The organism is Roseococcus sp., from assembly GCF_965227005.1.
Lineage (GTDB): Bacteria > Pseudomonadota > Alphaproteobacteria > Acetobacterales > Acetobacteraceae > Roseococcus.
Genome location: NZ_CBDDFJ010000008.1, coordinates 159,772 through 182,168 on the forward strand (window position 1 = coordinate 159,772; position 22,397 = coordinate 182,168).

16 protein-coding genes are annotated in these 22,397 nt (G+C 71.2%); 8 read left to right on the forward strand and 8 right to left on the reverse strand.

Features of this window, described 5'->3' with window-relative positions:
* Positions 1-3 precede the first annotated feature (3 nt).
* Entirely contained in the window at positions 4-951 is a 948-nt protein-coding gene (locus ACO057_RS04295) for an ABC transporter permease (protein ID WP_421989116.1), read from the forward strand.
* A complete protein-coding gene (locus ACO057_RS04300; protein ID WP_421989117.1) occupies positions 948-1,763 on the forward strand; it encodes an ABC transporter permease in 816 nt (271 codons plus the stop codon). The genes ACO057_RS04295 and ACO057_RS04300 overlap by 4 nt, the downstream gene beginning before the upstream one ends.
* A 3-nt stretch (positions 1,764-1,766) precedes the next feature.
* Here the strand turns inward: ACO057_RS04300 and ACO057_RS04305 are convergent, their stop codons facing one another.
* Together ACO057_RS04305 and ACO057_RS04310 are read right to left on the reverse strand one after the other, a co-directional pair.
* The gene (locus ACO057_RS04305) at positions 1,767-2,060 is read right to left on the reverse strand and encodes a hypothetical protein (RefSeq protein ID WP_421989118.1); all 294 of its coding nucleotides are present in this window, start codon (positions 2,058-2,060) and stop codon (positions 1,767-1,769) included.
* A gap of 122 nt (positions 2,061-2,182) precedes the next feature.
* The gene (locus tag ACO057_RS04310) at positions 2,183-5,107 is read right to left on the reverse strand and encodes a bifunctional [glutamine synthetase] adenylyltransferase/[glutamine synthetase]-adenylyl-L-tyrosine phosphorylase (protein WP_421989119.1); all 2,925 of its coding nucleotides are present in this window, start codon (positions 5,105-5,107) and stop codon (positions 2,183-2,185) included.
* Between the two features lie 20 nt (positions 5,108-5,127).
* Here ACO057_RS04310 and ACO057_RS04315 point away from each other — a divergent pair, with 20 nt between their 5' ends.
* The 3 genes from ACO057_RS04315 (at position 5,128) to radC (ending at position 12,001) form a co-directional block, all read left to right on the forward strand.
* The gene (locus ACO057_RS04315; RefSeq protein WP_421989120.1) at positions 5,128-8,751 is read left to right on the forward strand and encodes a hypothetical protein; all 3,624 of its coding nucleotides are present in this window, start codon (positions 5,128-5,130) and stop codon (positions 8,749-8,751) included.
* Between the two features lie 50 nt (positions 8,752-8,801).
* Positions 8,802-11,048 (forward strand): xanthine dehydrogenase family protein molybdopterin-binding subunit, encoded by a 2,247-nt coding sequence (locus tag ACO057_RS04320; protein ID WP_421989121.1) that lies wholly within the window; start codon positions 8,802-8,804, stop codon positions 11,046-11,048.
* A 236-nt stretch (positions 11,049-11,284) separates the two neighbouring features.
* A complete protein-coding gene (gene radC, locus ACO057_RS04325) occupies positions 11,285-12,001 on the forward strand; it encodes a RadC family protein (RefSeq protein ID WP_421989135.1) in 717 nt (238 codons plus the stop codon).
* A 7-nt stretch (positions 12,002-12,008) separates the two neighbouring features.
* Here radC and ACO057_RS04330 read toward each other — a convergent pair whose 3' ends face one another.
* Together ACO057_RS04330 and ACO057_RS04335 are read right to left on the reverse strand one after the other, a co-directional pair.
* Entirely contained in the window at positions 12,009-12,740 is a 732-nt protein-coding gene (locus ACO057_RS04330; protein ID WP_421989122.1) for a metallophosphoesterase, read from the reverse strand.
* The gene (locus ACO057_RS04335; RefSeq protein ID WP_421989123.1) at positions 12,737-14,173 is read right to left on the reverse strand and encodes a cryptochrome/photolyase family protein; all 1,437 of its coding nucleotides are present in this window, start codon (positions 14,171-14,173) and stop codon (positions 12,737-12,739) included. Before ACO057_RS04335 ends, ACO057_RS04330 begins: the two co-directional genes overlap by 4 nt.
* Before the next feature lie 123 nt (positions 14,174-14,296).
* Between ACO057_RS04335 and ACO057_RS04340 the strand changes: the two genes are divergently transcribed.
* Positions 14,297-14,905: a fasciclin domain-containing protein gene (locus ACO057_RS04340; protein WP_421989124.1), complete on the forward strand. Its 609-nt coding sequence runs from the start codon at positions 14,297-14,299 to the stop codon at positions 14,903-14,905.
* Here ACO057_RS04340 and pdeM read toward each other — a convergent pair.
* Positions 14,895-15,623 (reverse strand): ligase-associated DNA damage response endonuclease PdeM, encoded by a 729-nt coding sequence (gene pdeM / locus ACO057_RS04345; RefSeq protein WP_421989125.1) that lies wholly within the window; start codon positions 15,621-15,623, stop codon positions 14,895-14,897. The two genes, ACO057_RS04340 and pdeM, sit on opposite strands and share 11 nt — an antisense overlap.
* Complete coding sequence (locus ACO057_RS04350; RefSeq protein ID WP_421989126.1) at positions 15,620-18,145, reverse strand: ligase-associated DNA damage response DEXH box helicase; 2,526 nt, start codon at positions 18,143-18,145, stop codon at positions 15,620-15,622. The genes pdeM and ACO057_RS04350 overlap by 4 nt, the downstream gene beginning before the upstream one ends.
* Before the next feature lie 47 nt (positions 18,146-18,192).
* On the opposite strand from ACO057_RS04350, the gene ACO057_RS04355 reads away from it, so the two are divergent.
* The gene (locus ACO057_RS04355; protein WP_421989127.1) at positions 18,193-19,215 is read left to right on the forward strand and encodes a ligase-associated DNA damage response exonuclease; all 1,023 of its coding nucleotides are present in this window, start codon (positions 18,193-18,195) and stop codon (positions 19,213-19,215) included.
* The gene (locus tag ACO057_RS04360; RefSeq protein WP_421989128.1) at positions 19,212-20,801 is read left to right on the forward strand and encodes a cisplatin damage response ATP-dependent DNA ligase; all 1,590 of its coding nucleotides are present in this window, start codon (positions 19,212-19,214) and stop codon (positions 20,799-20,801) included. Before ACO057_RS04355 ends, ACO057_RS04360 begins: the two co-directional genes overlap by 4 nt.
* On the opposite strand, the gene ACO057_RS04365 is transcribed toward ACO057_RS04360, so the two are convergent.
* On the reverse strand, positions 20,798-21,421 hold the full coding sequence (locus tag ACO057_RS04365) for a dihydrofolate reductase family protein (RefSeq protein WP_421989129.1): 624 nt from the start codon (positions 21,419-21,421) through the stop codon (positions 20,798-20,800). The two genes, ACO057_RS04360 and ACO057_RS04365, sit on opposite strands and share 4 nt — an antisense overlap.
* A gap of 42 nt (positions 21,422-21,463) precedes the next feature.
* Complete coding sequence (locus tag ACO057_RS04370) at positions 21,464-22,177, reverse strand: DUF1428 domain-containing protein (RefSeq protein ID WP_421989130.1); 714 nt, start codon at positions 22,175-22,177, stop codon at positions 21,464-21,466.
* Positions 22,178-22,397: the final 220 nt, after the last annotated feature.

The following is a 22,397-nucleotide window of genomic DNA, read 5'->3' on the forward strand; positions in this document are numbered from 1 at the left end:
GCCGTGACCCGCCTCATCCTCTCGCGCCTCGTGCAGATCGCGGTCACCGCCGCGATCCTCTCGCTCTGCGCCTTCCTGCTCATCGCGCTGATGCCGGGCGACCCGATCGACCTCGCCATCGCCGGCGACCCGCGCCTCACCTCCGAGGACGCGGCGCGGCTGCGCGCGCTGCATGGGCTCGATCAGCCGATGATGGCGCGCTACCTCGCCTGGGCGGGGGCCGTGCTGCAGGGCCAGTTCGGGCATTCGCGGCTCTTCGCGCAGCCGGTGGCGCAGCTGCTGGGACCGGCGCTGCTGAGCTCGCTGCAGCTGCTGGGGCTGGCGCTGACCCTCGCCGTCCTGGTCGGCGTCGGCCTGGGCGCGCTGGCGGCGCTGCGGCCGCGTCTGGCACCGGGCGTGCAGGGGCTGGCGCTTCTCGCTCAGGCCGTTCCGTCCTTCTGGCTGGGGCTGATGCTGATCATTCTCTTCGCCGTGCAGCTCGGCTGGCTTCCCGCCGGTGGCACCCCGTCCGATGAGCAGTCCGGGGGCGAGGGGGGAGGCTGGAGCTTCCTGATCCTGCCCGTCGCCACGCTCAGCTTCGCGCATCTGGCCAGCTACGCGCGCCACGCCGCCTCCGCTTTGACCGGCGCGATGGCCGAGCCGCATATCCGCACGGCCCGCGCCCAGGGCGCCGGCGAGGCCCGGATCCTCTGGCGCCACGCCTTGCCCAATGCCGGCGTGCCGCTGCTGACGCTGGTGGCGCTGGATGCCGGCTCGCTGGTGTCGGGCGCGCTGATCACCGAGACGATCTTCGCGCGCCCGGGCATGGGCAAGCTCATCTACGACGCGGTGATGGGCAACGACTTCAACCTCGCCTTGCTGGCGCTGCTGGTGGTCGCGATCGTGACCATGCTGGCGACCCTGGTCGCCGATCTCGCGCAGCGCTGGCTGGATCCGCGGGTGGAGGCATGAGGACGGGCTTCGCCCTGCTGCTCGCCCTCGTGCTGGCCGCGATCGCCGCGCCACTGGCCGCCGGCTGGCTGGGCCACGATCCCTTCCTGCCGGACCTCTTCACGCGCTTCGAATCGCCCTCGGCCCTGCATCCCCTCGGCACGGACGATCTCGGCCGCGACATGCTCCTGCGACTGCTCTATGGCGCGCGCGTCTCGCTGGTGGTGGGGCTGATGGCGGCCCTGGCGGCGACGGCGATCGGCACCGTCGCGGGGCTGCTGGCCGCCTGGAGCGGGGGGTGGATCGACGCCGCGCTCATGCGCCTCGCCGACGGCATGCTCGCGCTGCCGGCCTTGCCGCTGCTGGTGATCCTGGCCGCGCTCGACCCCGCCGTGGTCGGGCTACCGCGGGGCGAGGCGGCGGCCGATATGCTGCGCATCGCCGGCCTGCTCGCGGCCTTCGGCTGGGTCGGGGTCGCGCGGCTGGTGCGCGCGACCGCGCTGTCGGTCCTGGCGCGGGACTTCGTGCGGGCCGCGCGCGCGATGGGCGTGAGCGAAATGCGCGTGATGGGGCGCCACGTCCTGCCGCAACTGGCCGCGCCCATCGCCATCGCGACGGCGCTGGCCGTGGGCGGGGCGGTGCTGGCCGAGAGCGTTCTGAGCTTCCTCGGCCTGGGCATCGCGCCGCCCGCGCCCTCCTGGGGCAATATGCTGGCCAATGCGCAGGAGCTGGTCTTCCAGGCCCCGCTGACCGCGCTCTGGCCCGGCCTGGCGATCCTGCTCACCGTGCTCGGCTGCAACCTGGTCGCCGACGGGGTGGCCCGCCGGCGCTAGGCTCTACCGCCAGCCGTAGTGGCGGGGCGGCCGGTGGCCGTAGTGACGATGCGGGGGCGGCCGGTGGCCGTAGTGATGATGCGGCGGCCGGTACCCATGATGGCGCGGCGGCGGCGCATAATAATGCCGGGGCGGCGGCGGCCGATAGTGCGGGCGATGATGCCCGGGATGCCGGTACTGCACCTCGAGGGCCGAAGCCGCCGTCACCGCCGGGGCCGCGCCGAGGACGGGCGCCGCGCCGGCGCCGCCGGCGATCAGCCCGAGACCGAGGGCGGCCGCCACGAATAATCCACGCATGGTTTCCTCCTCTGGATATCCAGGACGTCATCCTGCATCCATGCCTGGGCAAGATCCTGGCCGAATTGTCACCATTCCGAGGCAGATTGTTCCGGAAATGGATCGGTCGGCCCGCCGGGCGGTCAGTTGATCAGCTGGCCCAGATGCTGCTCGAAGCCGGCCCGCACGGTGGCCGCATGCGCCGTCATCACCGCGCGCAGCTCCGCGAGGTCGCGCACCTCCTGGTGCACCAGCGTCCCCGCGCCGAGGCGCAGCGCCTCCTCCACGGTGATCGGCAGCCCCGTCTCGCGCCATTTGCCCACGGTCAGCCGCATCAGCGCCAGAAGCGAGCGCCACAGCCGCTCGGCCTGGATGAGCGTGGCCGCCTCGCGCTCGTCCAGCAGGCCCTCGCGGCCGAGCTCGGCCAGAACCAGCCGCGTCGTGCGGCGCAGCAGGCGGGGATGGCGCGCGGCATGGGCGACCGTCATCGCCTGGGCGATGAACTCCACCTCGACCAGCCCGCCCGCCATGCCCTTGAGGTCCCATGGGCCGTCGGCGGGCAATTCCCGCAGCATGCGCCCACGCATGGAGGCGGCATCGGCGAAGATCTTCGCCTGATCGGCCGGGGCGCACAGCGCCGCCTCCACCGCGGCAGCGACCTGGCGCGAGAGCGCGGCGGGCCCGGCCACCACCCGCGCGCGGGTCAGCGCCATGCGCTCCCAGGTCCAGGCCTCCTCGGCGTGGTAGCGCGAGAAGGCCGAGAGGCGCGTCGCGAGCGGGCCCTTATTGCCCGAGGGGCGCAGCCGCATATCGACCTCGAAGACGGGGCCGTGGCGCCCGGGCGAGATCAGCGCCGTCACGATCTGCTGCGAGAGGCGGATGAAGTATTCGGAGGGTGCGAGGCTGCGCGCTCCGCCCTCGCTGGCCTCGGCGCCCGGCTCGTGGTCGTAGATGAAGATGAGGTCGAGATCCGAGCCCGGCAGCATCTCCTGCCCGCCCAGCTTGCCCAGGGCCACCACGCAGAGCCCGCCGCCCGCCACCTTGCCGAAGCGGCGCACGAAATCGGCCTGGACGGCCGGCATGAGGGCCGAGATGGCCGCATCGGCGATCGCGCTGCGCTGCTCGCCGGAGGTGTCGCTGTCGATCCGGCCTTCCAGCTCGGCCGCATCCACCTCGAACAGATGTTCGGTCACGAGGCCGCGGGTGGCGTCCAGCGCCTCCTCCACGTCGCGCGCCTCGCGCATCAAGGCGGGCAGGGCGGCGAGGGGCTTCTCGCCGGGCGCGGCGTAGCTGCCGGCCAGCAGCCCCTCCAGCGCGGAGGGATGGCGCGCCATATGGTCGGCGAATTGCGGCGCGGCGCCGAGCAGCCCCGCCAGCCGCAGCAGCAGGCGCGGATTGCGGTGCAGCATGGACAGCCATTGCACCCCTGCCGCCATGCGCTGCAGCACCATGTCGAAGCGCGCCAGGGCGGCGTCGGGCTCGCGCTGGCGGGCGAAGGCGTTGAGCAAAGCCGGCATCAGCTCGGTCATCAGCTCGCGCGCGCGCTCGCTGCGCATGGCGCGCGGGCGGCCGTGATGCCAGCTGCGCACCATGGCGGCGACCGAGCCGGGGTCGCGAAAGCCCATGCCGCGCAGGGTCGCCATCGTGTCGGGGTCGTCCTCCACCCCGGTGAAGACGAGGTTGCCCGAGCTTTCGGAGGAGGTGAGCTTGGGCGAGGCCTCGAAGAGCCGGTTGTAATGGCCCTGCACCCGGCGCTGATGCGCGGTCAGCGCCTCGGCGAAGGCGTCGGTGTCGGCATAGCCCATGAAGCTGGCGATGCGGGCCAGGTCCTCCGGCTTCTCGGGCAGGCGATGGGTCTGGCGGTCGGCCACCATCTGCAGCCGGTGCTCGGTGTTGCGCAGGAAGACATAGGCATCGGCCAGATCGGCCGCGGCGCGGCGGTCCAGCTTGCCGGCCGCGGCCAGGGCGGCCAGGCCCCCCAGCGTCGTGGGGTCGCGCAGGGCAGGATCGCGCCCGCCCCAGATCAGCTCCAGCACCTGGACCGTGAACTCGATCTCGCGGATGCCGCCCGCGCCGAGCTTCACGTCGTGCCCCGCCACCGCGATCTGTCCGCCCGCGCCCTTCTCGCCCTTGTGGCGATGGATCTGGCGCTTGATGGAATGGATGTCGGCCACGGCCGCGAAATCCAGGTGCCGGCGCCAGACGAAGGGCCGCAGCTCGCGCAGGAAGGCGTCGCCGGCCGCGCGGTCGCCCGCGACGGGCCGCGCCTTGATCATCGCCGCGCGCTCCCAGTTCTGGCCGAGGCTCTCATAATAGGAGAGCGCCATGGGAACGCTGACGCAGAGCGGCGTCGCCGCCGGATCGGGGCGCAGGCGCAGGTCGGTGCGGAAGACATAGCCCTCGACCGTCCGTTCCTCCATCAGGCGAACGAGATCGCGCGCGAGCCGGACATAGGGAGCCGCGCCGTGATCTTCGTGATACGAAGGCGAATCAGGATCATGAAGCAGCAGCAGATCGACATCCGAGGAGTAGTTCAGCTCCCGACCGCCGAGTTTCCCCATGCCCAGCACGATGAGGCCGGAGCCTTTCGTGATCTGTCGGGGCTCGCCCTTCGTCCGGGGCAGGTTGATCTGACCCCGCCGCGCGGCGTCCAGCAGCAGATGGGCGCAGGCGAATTCGATGGAGAGGTCCGCCAGGTCGCTCAGCGCCTGGGTCACGCGGTCCAGGCCCCAGGCGCCGGAGAGGTCGGCGGCGGCCACCACCAGCGCGCCCTGCCGCTTGGAGCGGCGCAGCAGGCTCGCCACCACGTCGCGCGCCGCGGTCGGATCGGCCTTGGTCAGCGGGTCGAGCGCGAGCTGCATCGCCTCTTCCGGCCCGCGTTCGAGCAGGCGTACCAGGGCCGCGGGCTCGGCCCAGCACAGATCGGCGAGGTAGGAGCTGTGCGCTCCCATCAGCTCCAGCAGGGGCGCGGCATCGGGGCGGGCCAGCAGGGCCTGCTGGCCCGCATTGCCGGTGGCGAGGCGGTCGCGCAGGCGTTGAACGGCTTCGGAATCTTGGAACGGCGTCATGCCGCAGAGGAGAACCGCGGGTGAGCCAGGGTCAACCCCCGCCTTCGCCGCCGCGCCGCCGGGCCCACCTTCCGCGCATCGCGGGCTGGTGCTGCGGCCTCCTGCTGGCCATTCCCCTTTTGGGCGGGCTCGCCGTCGGCGCGCTGGTCATCCGCCTCTCCCAGGGGCCGATCGAGTGGAGCATGATCGCCCGGCAGATCGAGCGCGCGGTCAACCAGCCCGACGGCGCCATGCGAATCGGCATCGAGCACGCCGCCATCGCCTGGGAGGGCTGGCGCGGCACCGCCGCCCCGCTCGACATCCGCCTTCTCGGCGTCACGCTGCGGGATGCGACGGGGCGGGCGCAGGTCACGCTGCCGGAGGCGGCGGTCACGCTCTCCTTCGCCTCGCTGCTCCAGGGCCTGGTGGCGCCGGCCACGATCGAGCTGCGGCGGCCCAACCTCGCCTTGGTGCGCGACGAGGAGGGCGGCCTCTCGCTGGACTTGGGCAGCGCCGGGCCCCCCAGCGCCGGCGAGTCCGAGCAACCCGCCGACCATATCCTCTCCGACCTGATGGAGCCCGCCCAGGACCGGGCGATGCACACCTCGCTGACACGCATCCGCATCGTCGGCGGACAGGTGACGGTGCAGGATCGCTTCCTGGGCCGCGACTGGTCGCTGAACGACACGCAGATCGAGCTGCGCCGCCTGCCCGAGGGCGGCATCGAGGCCGATGGCGAGGCGGTGATGCGCATGGGCGGGGTGGACCTGCCCGTGCATCTGCGCGGCCGCGCCCAGGGCGATCCCCTGCGCTTCTCGCTGCGCGTCGACCTGCCGGTGCTGCGCCCCTCCGAGCTCGCGGCGATCCTGCCGCCGCTGGCGCCGCTCGCGATCCTCGACGCGCCCGTGGCGATCCAGGCGCGCGCCGAATTCGACAAGGACGGCCGCCCCCTGCGCGGCGGACTCGACATCCAGGCGCCCGAAGGCGGCAATCTGGTGCTGAACGGCGGCGCCGCGCTGCCCTTCGCGCGCCTTTCGGCGAGCCTCGAGGGCAACCGCACCCAGGTCTCGCTGGATCAGGCGCGGCTGGAACTGCCGGGCCAGGGGCACGTGACGCTGGAGGCCTCCGGCCAGCTTGCCCTGGGCGCGGAGGGCTGGGCGGGCGACCTGCGCGCCAACCTCTCGCGCCTCGACCTCGGGGAGCTCCCCGATCTCTGGCCGGAGGGCCTCGCGCCCGAGACGAGGGCCGCGCTGCGGCGGGCGGCCCCGCGCGGCGCCGTGCGCGACGCCATGCTGCGGCTCAGCCTCGCCGCGGATCCCAGCCTCACGCAATGGCGCCTGCCAGTGGCGCGGATCGAGGCGGTGCTGGCGAATGCGCTGCTCGTTTCGCCGAACGGGCCGCAGCTGACCGTCGAGACCATCGATCTGGCGGCCGAGCTGCGCCCGGATTCGCTGCGTGTGGAGAATTTCGCCCTGCGCCTGCCCACGCCCCCGGGGGCCGGCGCCTATGCCAGCACGATCCGGGCCATGGGCGAGGCGGCGCTGCGCGAGGGGCGCTGGCGCGGCGATCTCAGCCTGGAGCTCGACCGTGCCCGCTTCGCCGACCTGTCGCGGCTCTGGCCGCAAGGCCTCGCCGCGGAGGCCCGCGCCTGGATGGTCGAGAACATCACGGCCGGCGAGGCCAGTGCGGGGCGCTGGCAGATGGCGGCCGAGCTGGGCGACGACTACACCGGCTTCGCGGTCAAGGGCCTCACCGGACGGATCGAGGTGCAGGGCGCGACGGTGCACTGGCTGCGGCCGATCCCGCCCGCGCGCAACGCCTCGGGCTATGCCACCTTCGGCCTCGACGCGATCGAGGTGCGGGTGGCCGCCGGCCGCCAGGAGAACGCGGCGGGCCAGCCGGGCCCGCTGGAGGTCCGCGAGGGCACGTTGCGCTTCCTCTTCCCCGAGGGCGCGCAGGACCGCACGGAGATGTCCTTCAACCTGGCCGGGCCGCTGGCCGATGTCGTGAACGTCGTGCGCCATCCCCGGCTGCATCTCTTCGACCGCAAGCCCTTTCCGGCGACCATCGCGGCCGGCACCTTCGAGGGCCGGCTCACCATCGCCTTCCCGCTCGTCGCCCACCTCCAGGCCGAGCAGGTCCGGCTGCGCGCGGAGGCGCGGGCGGCCAATGCCCGCCTCACGCGCCTGCTCTTCGAGCGCGACCTTGAGGAGGCAAATATCGAGCTGGTGGCGGATACCGAGCAGCTGCGCATCACGGGAACGGGGAGCATGGTCGGCGTGCCCCTGCGCCTGGGCGTCGAGATGGATTTCCGGTCCGGCCCCGCCACCCAGGTGGTGAGCCGCGAGACCGTGACCGGCCGCGGTGACGCCGAGCGCTTCGCGATGATCGGCTTCGACACCGAGGGCCTGCTGCGCGGCCCGGTGAACTTCGAGGTCCGCAGCGAGCGACGGCGCAACGGGCTCGGCACGGTCAATCTGCGCGGGGATCTGCGGGATGCGACCCTGGCCTTCGCCCCGCTCGGCTGGATGAAGGCGCCGGGCAGCCCGGGCAGCGCGGAGGCCGTCTTCCGCATGCAGGGCGAACGGCTCACCGCCATCGACAATATCCGCATCGAGGCATTGGAACTCGCGCTGCGCGCCCGCGCCACGACGCGCCAGGGGCGGGTCGAGCGGGTGGAGCTGCAGGAGACCAGCTTCGGTGCGAGCCGGCTCACCGGCGATGCGCGCGCCCCCACCGCCCCCGGCCAGCCCTGGAACGTCACGCTGCGCGGCCCGGTGCTGGACCTGCGCTCGCTCTTCGGTTCGCCCGATCAGGTCTCGGGCGGGGCGGCGCGCTCGGCCGGCGAGCCGGCGGAGGCGCCGTCGGAAAGCCAGACGCCGCTCGCCCTCGACCTGCGCTTCGACCGCGTGATGCTGGGGCCCGATCGCGAGCTCTACGCCACCCAGTCGCGCGGGCGGCTCGATGCCGCCGGCGTGATGCGCGAGGCCAGCCTGCGTGGGCGGACCTCGCGCAGCGCCGGCAATTTCGAATTGACCATGACGCCGCGAGGCCAGGCGCGGCAGCTGCGCGGCACGGCCGAGGATGGCGGCGGCCTGCTGCGCGCCTTCGGCGTCGTCGAGACCATCGAGGGCGGGCGGCTCACGCTGGACGCGCAATATGAGCGCGCGGGCCGCGGCGCGCCGCTGACCGGTACGGCGGAGCTCGACAACTTCACCATCCGCAACGCGCCGACCCTGGGCAAGATCCTGCAGGCGATGACGCTCTTCGGCGTGGTGGAGGCGATGCAGCGCGGGCTGGTGTTCAGCCGCGCGGTGGTGCCCTTCACCCTCACGCCCGAGCTGCTGCGGATCAATGATGCGCGGGCCTTCTCGGCCTCGCTGGGCCTGACGGCGCGCGGGCGCATCCTGCGCGAGCGTCCCACCATCCTGGATCTCGATGGCACCATCGTGCCGGCCTATGTCTTCAACACGCTGCTGGGGAACCTGCCGCTGGTGGGCCGGCTCTTCAGCCCCGAGCAGGGCGGGGGCGTCTTCGCGGCCACCTTCCGCGCCCAGGGACCGGCCGACAATGCGGAGGTCTCGGTGAACCCGCTCGCCGCCCTGACGCCGGGCTTCCTGCGCGGGTTGTTCGGCCTGGCCGATTCCGGCCGCACGGCTCGCTAGGCGCGGCGCGGCAGGCCGCCTAAACCTAACCTCGCATTTCGGAGACGGGCATGTTCGGGCAATCCATTCGCCGCCTTGAGGATGAGCGTTTCCTGACCGGGCGCGGGCGATATGTCGATGACCGCGACATGGCGCCCGGCACACTCCACGCCGTGTTCCTGCGTAGCCCGCATGCCCATGCGCGCCTTCGCTCCATCGACGCCTCTGCGGCCCGCGTGATGCCCGGCGTGCGGCTGATCCTGACGGGGGCGGATCTCGTGGCGGCGGGCATCGGCAGCCTGCCCTGCACCTCCGTTCTGGCGGCGGAGAAGCCGCTGATCGTCCCGCCGCGGCCCGGACTGGCGACGGATGCGGTGCGCCATGTCGGCCAGCCCGTGGCCTGCGTCCTCGCCGAGACCGCGCTCCAGGCCCAGGACGCCGCCGAGTGCATCGAGGTCGATTACGCGCCGCTCGACGCGGTGAGCTGCCCGCATGCCGCGCTGCAGCCGGGCGCGCCGCAGCTGCACGAGGAGGCGCCGGGCAACCTCGCCTTCCTCTGGCGCAAGGGCGAGGCCGAGGCCGTGAAGGCCGCCTTCGCCACCGCCGCCACGGTGGTGCGCGCCACCATCCCCAATCAGCGCGTGGCCTGCGCGCCCATCGAGACCCGCGCGGCGCTGGCGCTGGTGGAGGAAGGGCAGCTCACCTTGCACTGCAACGGCCAGGGCCTGCACGGTATCCGCGACCAGATCTGCACCGCCATGGGGATCGCGCCCGAGGCGCTGCGCCTGGTGGCACCCGATATCGGCGGCGGCTTCGGCGTGAAGAATGTCGCCTTCCCCGAGCATCTGCCGCTGCTGCACGCGGCGCGCCTGCTGGGCCGGCCGGTCCGCTGGAAGGCCGCCATGGCCGAGGATTTCTCGGCCGCCGCCCATGGACGGGGCCTGCATGCCCAGGCGCGGCTCGCGCTCGATGGCGAGGGCCGCTTTCTCGCGCTGGAGGTGGATTCGGTCGCCGAATGCGGTGCCTACCTCTCCCCCGTCGGCCCGCATTGCCCGACCAATGCGGCCGCCACCGCCATGGGCGGCTGCTACGCGATCCCCGCGATTCATTTCACCGTGCGCGGCGCCTTCAGCAACACCGCGCCGATGGAGGCCTATCGCGGCGCCGGCAAGCCGGAAGCCAACTTCATCATCGAGACCCTGATCGAGAAGGCGGCGGCGCAGACCGGCATGGACGCGCAGGAACTGCGCGCGAAGAACCTCATCACCCGATTGCCCCATCGCACCGCCTTCGGCATGGAGATCCGCGACGGCGATTTCGCCGCCCGGCTCGAGGAATGCGCGCGCCTGTCCGATCGCGCGGGCTTTGCCGCCCGTCGCGAAGCGAGCGCTGCCCAGGGCAGGCGGCGCGGCTTCGGCCTCACCTGTTTCCTCGAGACGGCGCGTGGCGCGCCGGGCGAGTGGTCGCGCCTGCGCGTGGACGGGGATGGCCTCGTCGAGCTCGCGATCGGCACGCAGTCGAACGGGCAGGGGCACGAGACGAGCTTCCCGCAATACATCGCCCATCTGCTCGATATCCCGATGGAGCGCATCCGCTACGTCCAGGCCGATACGGGACGCATCCCGCGCGGCAATGGCCATGGCGGGGCGCGCAGCCTGCATATGGGGGGCGAGGCCATGCGCCTCGCGGCGGGCGCGCTGCTCGCCCAGGCCCGCAGCGTCGCGGCGCGGTTGCTGCAGGCCACGCCCGAGGCGTTGCATTATGCCCAGGGCCGCTTCGGGCTCGCCGACGGACGCGGGCTGACCCTGGCGGAGCTCGCCACGGAAGAGGGCGCGCTGGAAGGCGAGGCGGCCCATGCGCTCGACCTCGTGACCTTCCCCAACGGCGCCCACGCGGCGGAGGTGGAGCTCGATCCCGAGACGGGCGAGATCCGGCTGCTCTCCTATATCGCCGTCGACGATTACGGCCGGCTGCTGAACCCGATGCTGGCGCGCGGCCAGGTCCAGGGCGGGGTGGTGCAGGGGATCGGCCAGGCGCTGATGGAGCGCATCGCCTATGATGCCGAAAGCGCGCAGCTACTCTCGGCGGGCTTCATGGATTATGCGATGCCGCGCGCCTCCGACCTGCCGGATCTGGAGATCCATCTGCGCGAGGACATGCCGACCGAGGCCAATGGGCTCGGGGTGAAGGGGACGGGGCAGGCGGGCTGCATCGCGGCCCCCCAGGCGATCATGGCGGCGCTGCGCGATGCCGTGGGAGCGGAGGTCACCATGCCGGCGACGCCGGAGAAGATCTGGCGGGCCCTGCACGGGTATTAGCGGTATCGATCGCGTATTACTTGCGATTTCATGTTCAATCTTCCTTTGATATTTGATGAAGGAAGGCTAACGATAGCTGAGGAGACGCGGGAGAACTTCGCGTGGACTGGTTCAGGAAGGCCGGCCGGCGGGAAGAGATTGCCCCGGATCCGCAGCGGCCCGCCCCCCATTATGGGGTGCGGGGCTTCGCCGAAAGCGCCGCGCCGTTTCAGGCGCCGTCGCAGGTCGGACCGCCGATGTCCGGCGAGGCCGAACATCCGCCCGAGCCGCGCGCCTTCTTCTCCACCGGCCCTGAGGGCCATCGCGGGCGCATGCGCGAGAAGCTTCTCGATCGCGGTCCCGACGCGCTCGCCGATTACGAGCTGCTGGAGATGCTGCTTTTCTTCGCCTTCAAGAACGGCGACACCAAGCCGCTGGCCAAGCGCCTCATCAAAGAGCATGGCAGCTTCGCCCGGGTGATGGCCGCCCCCGCCGGCAAGCTGATGGAGAGCCATGGCCTCGGCCCGCACAGCGTCTCGGCGCTGAAGCTGGTGCAGGCGGCGGCCCTGCGGATGATGCAGGCGGAGATCACCGAACAGCCGGTGCTCAACAACTGGGAGCGGCTGATCGACTATCTCAACGCGGCGCTGGCGCGCGAGAAGGTCGAGCAGTTCCGCGTGCTCTTCCTCGATCCCAGGAACCGCCTCATCGCCGACGAGGCGCAGGCCCGCGGCACGGTGAACCACGCGCCGGTCTATCCGCGCGAGGTGGTGAAGCGCGCCCTGGAACTGCACGCCACGGCGATCATCCTGGTGCACAACCACCCCTCGGGCGATCCCACGCCGAGCCGCGCCGACCTGGAGATGACGCGCCAGATCCAGGACGCGGCGGCCGTGCTGGAGATCGTGGTGCATGACCATCTGATCCTGGGCAACGGCCGCCATACGAGCTTCCGCCGCGAGGGGCTGCTGTAGCCGCGGCTCAGGGAAAGGGCAGATCCGTCCAGGAGAGATGGCCGCCCTTGCCCGAGCCGGTGTCCATGAACACCGCCTCGCCGCCGGCGCGCCCGTGGACCGGCAGGGGGCGGCCGTCCGTAGAGCGCTGGTCGTGGCCGCAATAGACGGTGAGGCCCGCGGGGATGGAATCCACCCAGTGCAGCAGCCGCTCAGGGTAACCGTCGCCCTGGGTGCGGCCCGTCACCTGGCCGAAGAGGGCGCGCGAGACGATGTTGTCCGGCCGGCGCGTGCCGGCCTCGCGCGGGGCCGCCTCGTAGAGCATGCCGGGATGGAAGGCGGCATGGACGAAGAGCCAGGAGCCGATCCGCAGCCAGGCCGGAGCATGGCCGATCTCCGTGATGGCGCGCTCGGTCAGCTCGGCGCCGTCGGTTGCGGCCTCCAGCTGCTCCAGTGTGCGCGGCGTCGCCTCGACGGGGCTGCGGACGCGGTTGCCCATGAGCGCGCGGCGCAGCTTGTGGTCGTGATTGCCGAGGATGAACATCCCCGCCTGCGCGTCCAGCAGCGAGAAGACGTCGCGCAGCACGCCCGGGGAATCCGGCCCGTAATCCGTGAGGTCGCCGAGCTGGATGAGGAAGAGGTCGGCATCGCAGGCGCCGATGATGGCGGCTTCGAGCGCGTCCGCCTCGCCATGCACGTCGCCCACCACGCGCAGTCCCTTGAAGCCCCGGCGGCGGAGATCGGCGGCGGTGGTCGTCACGCTGCGTCGCCCTCCGCACGCAGCGACGCATAGGCGGCGAGCGCGCGGGCGCGGCCCTCGCCATGCTCGATGATGGGGCGCGGATAGTCGCGGCCGAGGGTGACGCCGGCCCGGGCCAGCACCGCCGCCGGCGCTTCCCAGGGCTTGTGGATGTGCTGGGTGGGAAGCCCGGCGAGCTCGGGTACCCATTCGCGGATATAGGCGCCGTCGGCGTCGAATTTCTCGCTTTGGAGCATCGGGTTGAAGACGCGGAAATAGGGCGAGGCATCCGCGCCCGAACCCGCGACCCATTGCCAGGAGGCCGCGTTGTTCGCGAGGTCGCCGTCCACCAGCGTGTCCCAGAACCAGGCCTCGCCCTCCTGCCAGGGATGCAGCAGGTGCTTCACCAGGAAGGAGGCGGCGATCATGCGCACGCGGTTGTGCATCCAGCCCATGCGCCAAAGCTGGCGCATGCCGGCATCGACGATGGGATAGCCGGTGAGGCCGCGCTGCCATGCCGTCAGCGCCGGCTTGGAGACCTGCCAGGGGAAGCGGGCGAATTCCTCGCGCAGTGGCTGCTCGGGCATGTCCGGGCGGTGCCAGAGCGTGTGGTAGGAGAATTCGCGCCAGAGCACCTCCTTGAGGAAGGTGGCCTCGCCTCCCAGCCCCGCCTCGCGCGCCGCGTACCAGACCTGGCGCGGGCTGATCTCGCCGAAGCGCAGATGCGGGCTGAGGCGGGAAGTGCCGTCGATGCCGGGGGTGTTGCGGCTGTCGTCGTAGCGGTCGATGGCGCGGCGGCCGAACTCCTCGATGCGGCGCGCGGCACCGGCCTCGCCGGGCGTCCAGTGACGGGGGAATTCGCGCCACCAATCCGGCTCCGGCGCGCGGGGCAGTAGCTCAAGGGCGTCGAGCGTCACGCCCTCGGGCGCCTGCGCGACGGGGGTGAGGCGCTTCGGCGCGGGGATCGGCGGATGTGGCTCGCCCAGTCCGAAGATCGCGCGCGAGAAGGGCGTGTAGACGGAATAGGGCTTCCCCGTGCCGGTGCGGATGCGGTGCGGCTCGTGCAGCAGCGAATGGGTGTGCAGCACGAGCTTGCGCCCGACCTTTTCCAGCGCGTCGGCAATGGCGGAGTCGCGCCGGCGGGCCCAGGGTTCGTAAAGCCGGCCGGCGATCACCTCCGCCGCGCCGATGCGCTCCGCCAGCTCCGGGATGATCCACGTGGCGTCGCCGTGCGCCAGATGGAGCACCGTGCCGCGGTCGCGCAGCGAGGCCTCCAGCGCGGCCAGCGAATGGTGCAGCCACCAGCGTTGCGCGCCGCCGAGCGCCCAGGCGCCGGCCGCGGAATCGTCCAGCACGAAAACAAGCAGTGCCGGCCGATCGCCGAGCGCATCGAGGCCGGGATTGTCGGAGAGACGTAGATCCTGACGGAACCAGAACAGTGTGGGGGCAGTCATTTCAGCAATGTGGGGGTTTTGTGTCGACGGCGCAAAGCCGTGATGTGCAACCGGAAATTCATGGCTGCGTTGCACTCGCATAGTCGCCTCGATGCGGCCTCCCCCCCAAGAAAGGCTCCCCTCATGACCTCACGCCGCCATGTTCTTCTCGGCGCCGTTGCCGCCGCCGCGATCCCGCTCCCCCTGCTCGCCCAAGGCGTGAGCAATGCGCCCGTCGTGGCCGGCGGAAGCGTCATCCCCCAGACCAATGTTATCGATTCCCTGGCCGCGGCCGGCGGATTCAACAGCTTCCTGGAATATGCCAGCCTCGCCGGCGCCGTCGACCAGCTGCGGGGCGCGGGGCCCTTCACCCTCTTCGCGCTGCCCGATCCGGCAGTGGACATGATCCCCGCCGCCTTGCGCGAGAACCTCGCACCGAGCACCGGCGGCTCGGGTGGTCAGCGCCAGCAGGGCGACATGGTCCGCCTGCAGGCGCTGGTGAACATGCACATCGTCCCCGGCCGCTACACGATCGCCGATTTCTCCGAGCAGCCCGTCCAGCTGCGCACGAAGAACGGCAATGTCCTGCAGGTGACGAAGGTGGCGAACGGCCAGCTCCAGATCGTGCTGGTCGGCGATGCCGGCTTTGGCGTCGGCGGGGCGAATGCCTATCCGCCGGCCTCGCTCGCCGGGCCGCAGATCCTGGCGAGCAACGGCATCGTGCTCCCGGTCAATCGCCCGCTCATCCAGTGATGAGGACGGGGGAGGGCATCCCCCGGTCGCGCAAGTTCCGCAGCGCCTCGAAGGGGGCACTGTGGAGCCTGTCGGGGCCAAGCAGGAAGACGCGCTGGGCCGACTTCGCTACCGATGTCATCACGGGGTCCATCACGTCGAGACCGCCGGTGAAGGCGCCGAAGGCGGGCAGCACGAGCCGCTGAGCGGTGGACAGGAAACAGGGCCGCGTGATGCCGCCGATGCGCGTCGGCAGCGTGGCCTTGGGGTGATAATGGCCGCTCAACTCGGCCTCATAGCGCGCGAGCGGCGCGACGCCGCCGATGTGGCGGAAGTGCAGCCGCCCCTCGCTCCATTCCGGCGCGGAGGTCCCCGGCAGGTTGGGCTGCGGCCTGGGATCGTGATTGCCGGCGATCCAGAGGACCTCCAGCCGTTCCAGCAGATGGCGCAGCGACGCCAGATCGGCCGGCGCCATGCGCGCCACCGCCGCGTCGTCATGCAGCGCGTCGCCCAGCATGATCACCCGGCGCGGCGCGTGACGGCGAATGGCCAGGCCCAGGCGCTGCAATGTCTCGCGCGTGTCGTAGGGCGGCACATGCGCGCCGCGGACGGCCATGGCGCTCCCCTTCTCGAAATGCAGATCCGCGACGATCAGCGTCCGCTTGGCGGGCCAGATCGCCACACCGCTCGGGCAGAGCATCAGCCGCTCGCCACCCAGATGCAGGGGGGCGGCGGTCATCGCGCGGCCACCTTCGGCGCACGGCGCGGCTGGCGCCTGCGCGTGCGGTCGATCGGCGGGCCGGCGGGGCGGTCCTCGATCAGATCGCCCAGGCCCAGCTGTCCGCTGAAGCTGTCGGCGCCCTCGGTCGCCTCCTCGACGAGCGCGATGGCCTCGGCCAGCATGGCGTCCTCCGCACCGCCGGACACGCGTTCGTGGCCGATCTCCAGCAGCGCCGGCACGCCGAGCGGCGAGACATGGTCCAGCCGGCGATGGCGAATATGCCCTTTGGCGCGCGCGAGCAGGCTGCCGATGCGCGCCACGTCGGTCAGGCCCCAGGCCGCCTCGGCGCGGGTGGCGCGCAGCAGCACGTGATCGGGCTCGTGGCGGCGGAGGACGTCGTAGATCAGGTCTGAATTCACGCTCATCTGCTTCCGGGATTTCTCGGCATCGGGATGGTTCTTCTGGATCAGGCCGGCAATGGTGGCGATGTTGCGGAAGGTGCGGCGAAGCATGGAGCTTTCCGCGACCCACTCCTCCAGCTCCTCGCCGAGCAGATCCTCGGTGAAGAGCGCGGCGGGATCGGCGGGTTCGAAGGCGGACCAGATCGCCAACACATAATCGGTCGCGACGAAGCCGAGCGGCCCCCAGCCCAGGCGCTCCATCCGCCGCGTGGCGAGCATGCCGAGTGTCTGATGCGCCAGCGGCCCCTCGAAGGTATAGGCGACCATGTACCAGCGCCCGCCGCGCGGGAAGGTCTCGACCAGCAGCCCGTCGGAGCTCGGCAGTTCGCTGATCTGGCGTTGCAGGTCGAGCCATTCCTGCACGCTCGGGGGAAGCAGGGCCCAGTGCGAGGGATCGGCCAGGATGTCGCGCACGCGGCTGCCCAGATGGGTGGAAAGCGGCATGCGGCTGCCGGAATAGGCCGGCACGCGCGGCTCGCCCGTCCCCCCACGCGAGACCTGCGCGACCATGCCGGACATCCCCTCGAAGCGCAGCACCTGGCCGGCGAAGAGGAAGGTGTCCCCGAGGGTGAGGGTGGAGAGGAAGTACTCCTCCACCTCGCCCAGAACCGGCCCGCCGCGCAGCTTCACCTTCAGCAGCGGCTGCTCGACGATGGTGCCGAGGTTGAGGCGCAGCTGCAGCGCGACCTCCTTGCCTCGCACATGGATCATCCCCTCGGAATCGCGGAAGAGCCGGCGGTAGCGTTCATAGGAGGAGAGGGCGTAGCCGCCATCCTCCACGAAGCGCAGCGTGTCGTCGAAGTCGCGGCGGGAGAGCCCGGCATAGGCGCCCGCGCGCGTCACCTCGGCATAGAGATCGTCGGGACGGAAGGGCGCGTGGCAGGCCATGGCCAGGATGTGCTGCGCCAGCACGTCGAGCCCGCCGGGGCGCGGCGGATCGCCGTCCAGTTCGCCGGCCGCCACACTTTCGATGGCGGCGGCGCATTCGATCACCTCGAAGCGGTTGGCGGGCACCAGCACGGCGGCCGAGGCCTCGTCCATGCGGTGATTGGCACGGCCGACGCGCTGGAGCAGGCGCGACACGCCCTTGGGCGCGCCGACCTGGATCACCTGGTCCACATCGCCCCAGTCGATGCCGAGGTCGAGCGAGGAGGTCGCGACCACGCCGCGCAGCCTGCCCGCGGCCATCGCGGCCTCGACCTTGCGGCGCTGCTCCACGGTGAGGCTGCCATGGTGAAGCGCGATGGGCAGCGCCTCCTCGTTGAGCTTCCACAGCGCGGCGAAGACGAGCTCGGCCTGGGCGCGGGTGTTCACGAAGACGATGGTAACGCGGGCGGCGGCGACGCGCGCCATGATCTCGGGGGCCGAGGCCAGGCCCATATGCCCGCCCCAGGGCAGGCGTCCCTCCGGCAACTGCACGCCGATCGAGGGCGGCGCGCCCGGCGCGGCGCGGACCAGGGCCACGTCCTCGGCGCGGGCGGTGGGGGAGAGCCAGGCGCGCAGCGCCTCGGGGTGGTTCACCGTGGCCGAGAGGCCGACGCGGCGGCTCGCCGGGGCCAAAGCGGAAAGCCTCGAGAGGCAGAGCGAGAGCTGGTCGCCGCGCTTGATCCCGGCCAGGGCATGGGCCTCGTCCACCACGATGCAGGCGAGATCGGCGAAGAAGCTTCCCGCCTCGGGCGAGGCGAGCAGCAGGGTCAGGCTTTCGGGCGTCGTCAGCAGGATATTGGGCGGATTCTGGCGCTGCCGGGCGCGGCGATTGGCGGGCGTGTCGCCCGTGCGGGTCTCGATGGTGATGTCGAGCCCCATCTCGGCGACGGGCGCTTCGAGGTTGCGGGCGATATCCACCGCCAGGGCCTTGAGCGGCGAAATATAGAGGGTGTGCAACCCTTTGCGGGGTAATTCGTAGAGCTGAATGAGGGAGGGCAGGAAGCCGGCGAGCGTCTTGCCGCCGCCCGTCGGAGCGATGAGCAAGGCGGATTCCCCGGCCCGCGCGGCCTCCAGCATGTCGAGCTGGTGGGGGCGTGGGGACCAGCCGCGCCCGGCGAACCAGCCGGCGAAAAGTTCTGGCAATGTTCTCATACCGGTCCCAGATATATGCGACAGGAAGCGCCGCGTGAAGGAGCCCGATGCCACCCCATCCCGAGACCTGGCTGCGCGTGACGCCGTCCGGCCTGTTCTGCGAGCCCGGCGGGTTCCACATCGACCCCCAACGCCCGGTGGAGCGCGCGGTGATCAGCCATGGCCACAGCGACCACGCGCGCCCGGGCCATGACCGCGTCCTGGCCACCTCCGAGACCCTGGCCATCATGCGCGAGCGCATGGGGGTGGAGCGCGCCGGGAACAGCCAGCAGCCGCTGCGCTATGGCGAGGTGCTGCACGTCAATGGCGTGAAGCTCTGGCTGCGGCCGGCCGGGCATGTGCTGGGCAGCGCGCAGGTCTGCATGGAGTGGCAGGGCTCGCGCGCCATCTTCAGCGGCGACTACAAGCGCCGCCCTGACCCGACCTGCGCGCCCTTCGAGCTGGAGCACTGCGACGTCTTCGTCACCGAGGCCACCTTCGCGCTGCCGGTCTTCCATCATCCCCCGGCCGAGCTGGAGATCGCGCGGCTGCTCCGCAGCGTGCGGCTCTTCCCTGAGCGCACCCATGTCATCGGCTGCTATGCGCTGGGCAAGGCGCAAAGGCTGATCGCCCTGCTGCGGCAATCCGGCTGGGACGCGCCCATCCCGCTGCACGGCGCGCTGATGAAGCTGTGCCGGCTGTACCAGGAGCTGGGTGTGGATCTCGGCGAGCTGGTCCCCGCCACCGTGCAGGGCCGCGAGAAATTCGCCGGCGCCATCGTGCTGGCCCCGCCCTCGGAGATCGGCGAGCGCTGGGCGCGCCGGCTCAACGACCCGCTGCCGTGCCTGGCCTCCGGCTGGATGCGGGTGCGGCAGCGGGCGCGCCAGGGCGGGGTGGAGCTGCCCATGATCATCTCCGATCACGCCGACTGGCCGGAACTCCTCGCCACCTGCGCTGAGGTCGAGGCCGGCGAGATCTGGATCACCCATGGGCGCGAGGAGGCGCTGATCCACGCGCTGGCCATGCGCGGCATCAAGGGCCGGGCGCTGCATCTGGTCGGCATGGGCGAAGAGGGAGCGGAGGACGAATGAGCGTCGCCGCCTTCGCCGAGTTGCTGGAGGGGCTCGTCTTCTCCCCCGGCCGCAACGCCAAGCTCGCGCTGATGCGGCAATGGTTCGCGACCCAGGGCGACCCCGATCGCGGCATCGGTCTGGCGGCCCTGGCGGGCGAGCTCGTCTTCCGCGCGGCCAAGCCCGCCCTCCTGCGCGAATTGATCGCGGAACGCACGGACCCGACGCTTTTCGCGCTCAGCTACGACTATGTGGGCGATCTGGCGGAAACCATCGCGTTGATGTGGCCGGAGACGGGCAGCAACCGTCCCCCGCTCAGTTTGACCGAGGTGGTGGAGACGCTGGAGACGGCGCCGAAAGCCGCGCTGCCCCAGGTCATCGCCGGCTGGATGGACGCGCTGGATCCGGGATCGCGCGTGGCGCTCATCAAGCTGGTGACGGGCGGGCTGCGCGTGGGCGCCTCGGCCCGGCTGGCCAAGACGGCGCTGGCGGAATGGGGGAAGGTGGAGGTGGGCGAGATCGAGGAGGTGTGGCACGGCGTCGCACCGCCCTATCGGCCCATCTTCGCCTGGCTGGAGGGGCAGGGGCCGCGCCCCGATCTCAGCGGCCTGCCGGTCTTCCGGCCGCTGATGCTGGCCCATCCGCTGGAGGAGAAGGATTTTTCCAGCCTCGACGCGCCCGACTGGCGCGCGGAATGGAAGTGGGATGGCATCCGCGTCCAGCTCACGGCCGGGCCGGGAGGGGCGCGCATCTGGTCGCGCTCGGGCGAGGACATCTCCGCGACCTTCCCCGACATCCTTTCAGCCATGACCTTCCACGGCGTCGCCGATGGCGAGCTGCTGGTCGTGCGCGACGGCGAGGTGGCGCCTTTCTCCGACCTGCAGCAGCGATTGAACCGGAAGGTCGTAACCTCCAAAATGCTGCGAGATTATCCGGCGGCTGTGCGCCTCTACGACCTGCTCTTCGACGGCGAGGAGGACCTGCGCGCGCTGCCCTTCGACATCCGGCGCGCCCGTCTCGAAGCCTGGTACGCGCGTGTTCGACCGGAGCGGATGGACCTCTCGCCCCTCATCGCCTTCTCGACCATGGAGGAGCTGGCGGAAATCCGCGCCGGTACTCGCGCTGCCTCGATCGAGGGGCTGATGCTCAAGCGCGGCGACAGCCTCTATTCGCCCGGCCGCATCAAGGGGCCGTGGTGGAAGTGGAAGCGCAACCCGCTCTCGGTCGACGCGGTGCTGATGTACGCCCAGCGCGGTCACGGCAAGCGCAGCAGCTTCTACTCCGACTATACCTTCGGGCTCTGGCGTGGTGACGAACTGGTGCCCATCGGCAAGGCCTATTCCGGCTATACCGACGAGGAGCTGCTCTGGCTCGACAAGTGGATCCGCAACCACACCACCAACCGCTTCGGCCCCGTGCGCGAGGTCGAGCGCGGCCTGGTACTGGAGGTGGAGTTCGACGCGGCGCAATATTCCTCGCGCCACAAATCAGGCGTCGCGCTGCGCTTCCCGCGGATCGCGCGGATCCGGCGCGACAAGCCGCCGGAGGAGGCTGACCGGCTGGAGACGCTCGTCGCGCTCATCGTAACGGGCGCCGCCGCGGCTTAAGCCGTGGTCGCCCGGCCGAGCATGACGTGCGTCGCGAGATCGGTGGCGGTGGATTCCGTCACGCGATAGCCCAGGGAAGGGAGATCCAGCCCCTCGAACATCGCCTCGCCGCTTCCGAGCAGAACGGGCGGGAAGGCGAGGTGCAGTTCATCGATCAGGCCGGCCCGGAGATACTGGCGAACCGTCGAGACGCCGCCGCCGATCTTGACGTCGCGTGACCCCGCGGCGTCGCGCGCGCGCTCGAGTGCTGCATGGATGCCGTCCGTGACGAAGTGGAAGGTGGTGCCGCCCTCCATCACGATCGGCGCGCGGGCATGATGCGTCAGGATGAAGGTCGGCGCGTGATAGGGCGGATTGTCCCCCCACCAGCCCTTCCAGCTGTCGTCCGGCCATGCGCCGCGCAAGGGACCGAACATGTTCCGGCCGAGGATGAAGGCGCCGAAGCCGTCCATCGCGCGGTGGGCGAAGGCCTCGTCCACGCCCTCCGAGCCACCGTCCCCGCCGACCATCGCCTGGAACGTCTTCGTCCCGAAGAACCAGCCGAAGAGCTCCTTCCCCCGCCGCCCCAGGGGATCTCGGAGACTTTGTTCCGGGCCCGCGCCGTATCCGTCCAGGGACACCGAGAATCCCGCCGCTCTGACCGATCCCATGTCCGCCATCGCTCACGCATCCAGGATCGAGGCGAAGCCGCCGAAGATCATGCGCTTGCCGTCGAAGGGCATCTGCCCCTGCACGCGCGGATCGGCCATGAACTTCTGCCAGCCGGCGTCGCGCACCTGCCGGGAGGGCCATTCGATCCAGGAATAGACGATGGTCTCCTCCGGCGTGGCCTTCACCGCGCGGCGGAAGTCGGTGACCTGGCCGTCCGGCACGTTCGCGCCCCAGCCGTCCACCACGCGCGTCGCCCCATGTTCCTTCAGCACCTCCGCCATCGTGGCGGAGCGCGCGGCGAACTCGTCCTTGCTGACGGTGGGGACGGGGATGATGGCGACATCGACATAGGGCGCGGCGCCGGCCCGGGCATCGTCGCGCAGCGAGGCGAAGCCGCCATAGATCAGGCGCTTGCCGTCGAACGGCGCCCCCGCCTCCATCAGCGTCTTCATCCGCGGGTCGGACATCATGCGGCCATAGGCCGCCATGGCGGCGTCCTGGCTTGAATACTCGTGCCAGGACACGACGACGGTTTCGTCGGGCCTGGCCTGCACGGCGCCCTTGAGGTCGGTCAGCTTGCCGTCGGGCACGTCGTCGCCCCAGGCATGGACCACGCGGGCGGCCCCGAATTCCTGGAACAGCGGCACGTATCTGGCGGCGTGGGCGCGATAGGCCTCCTGGCTGGCGGAAGGCACGGGAACAACGAATCCCTGGACGTAGCTCATGGCACATCTCCTTTATTTTGGGCCGCTTGGCCTTGACTAATTAAGTTGATATCAACTTAAATGGTCCATGTCAAATTCCGGGCCGGTTCCCTTCCAGACGACGATCCATGTCCGCGACCATTGCCTGTGCCTCGCGGCGCAGCGGGCGGCGCGGGCGCTGGCGCGCCGGTTTGACGAGGCGCTTCGCCCGGCGGGGCTGACCAGTGGCCAGTTCTCGCTG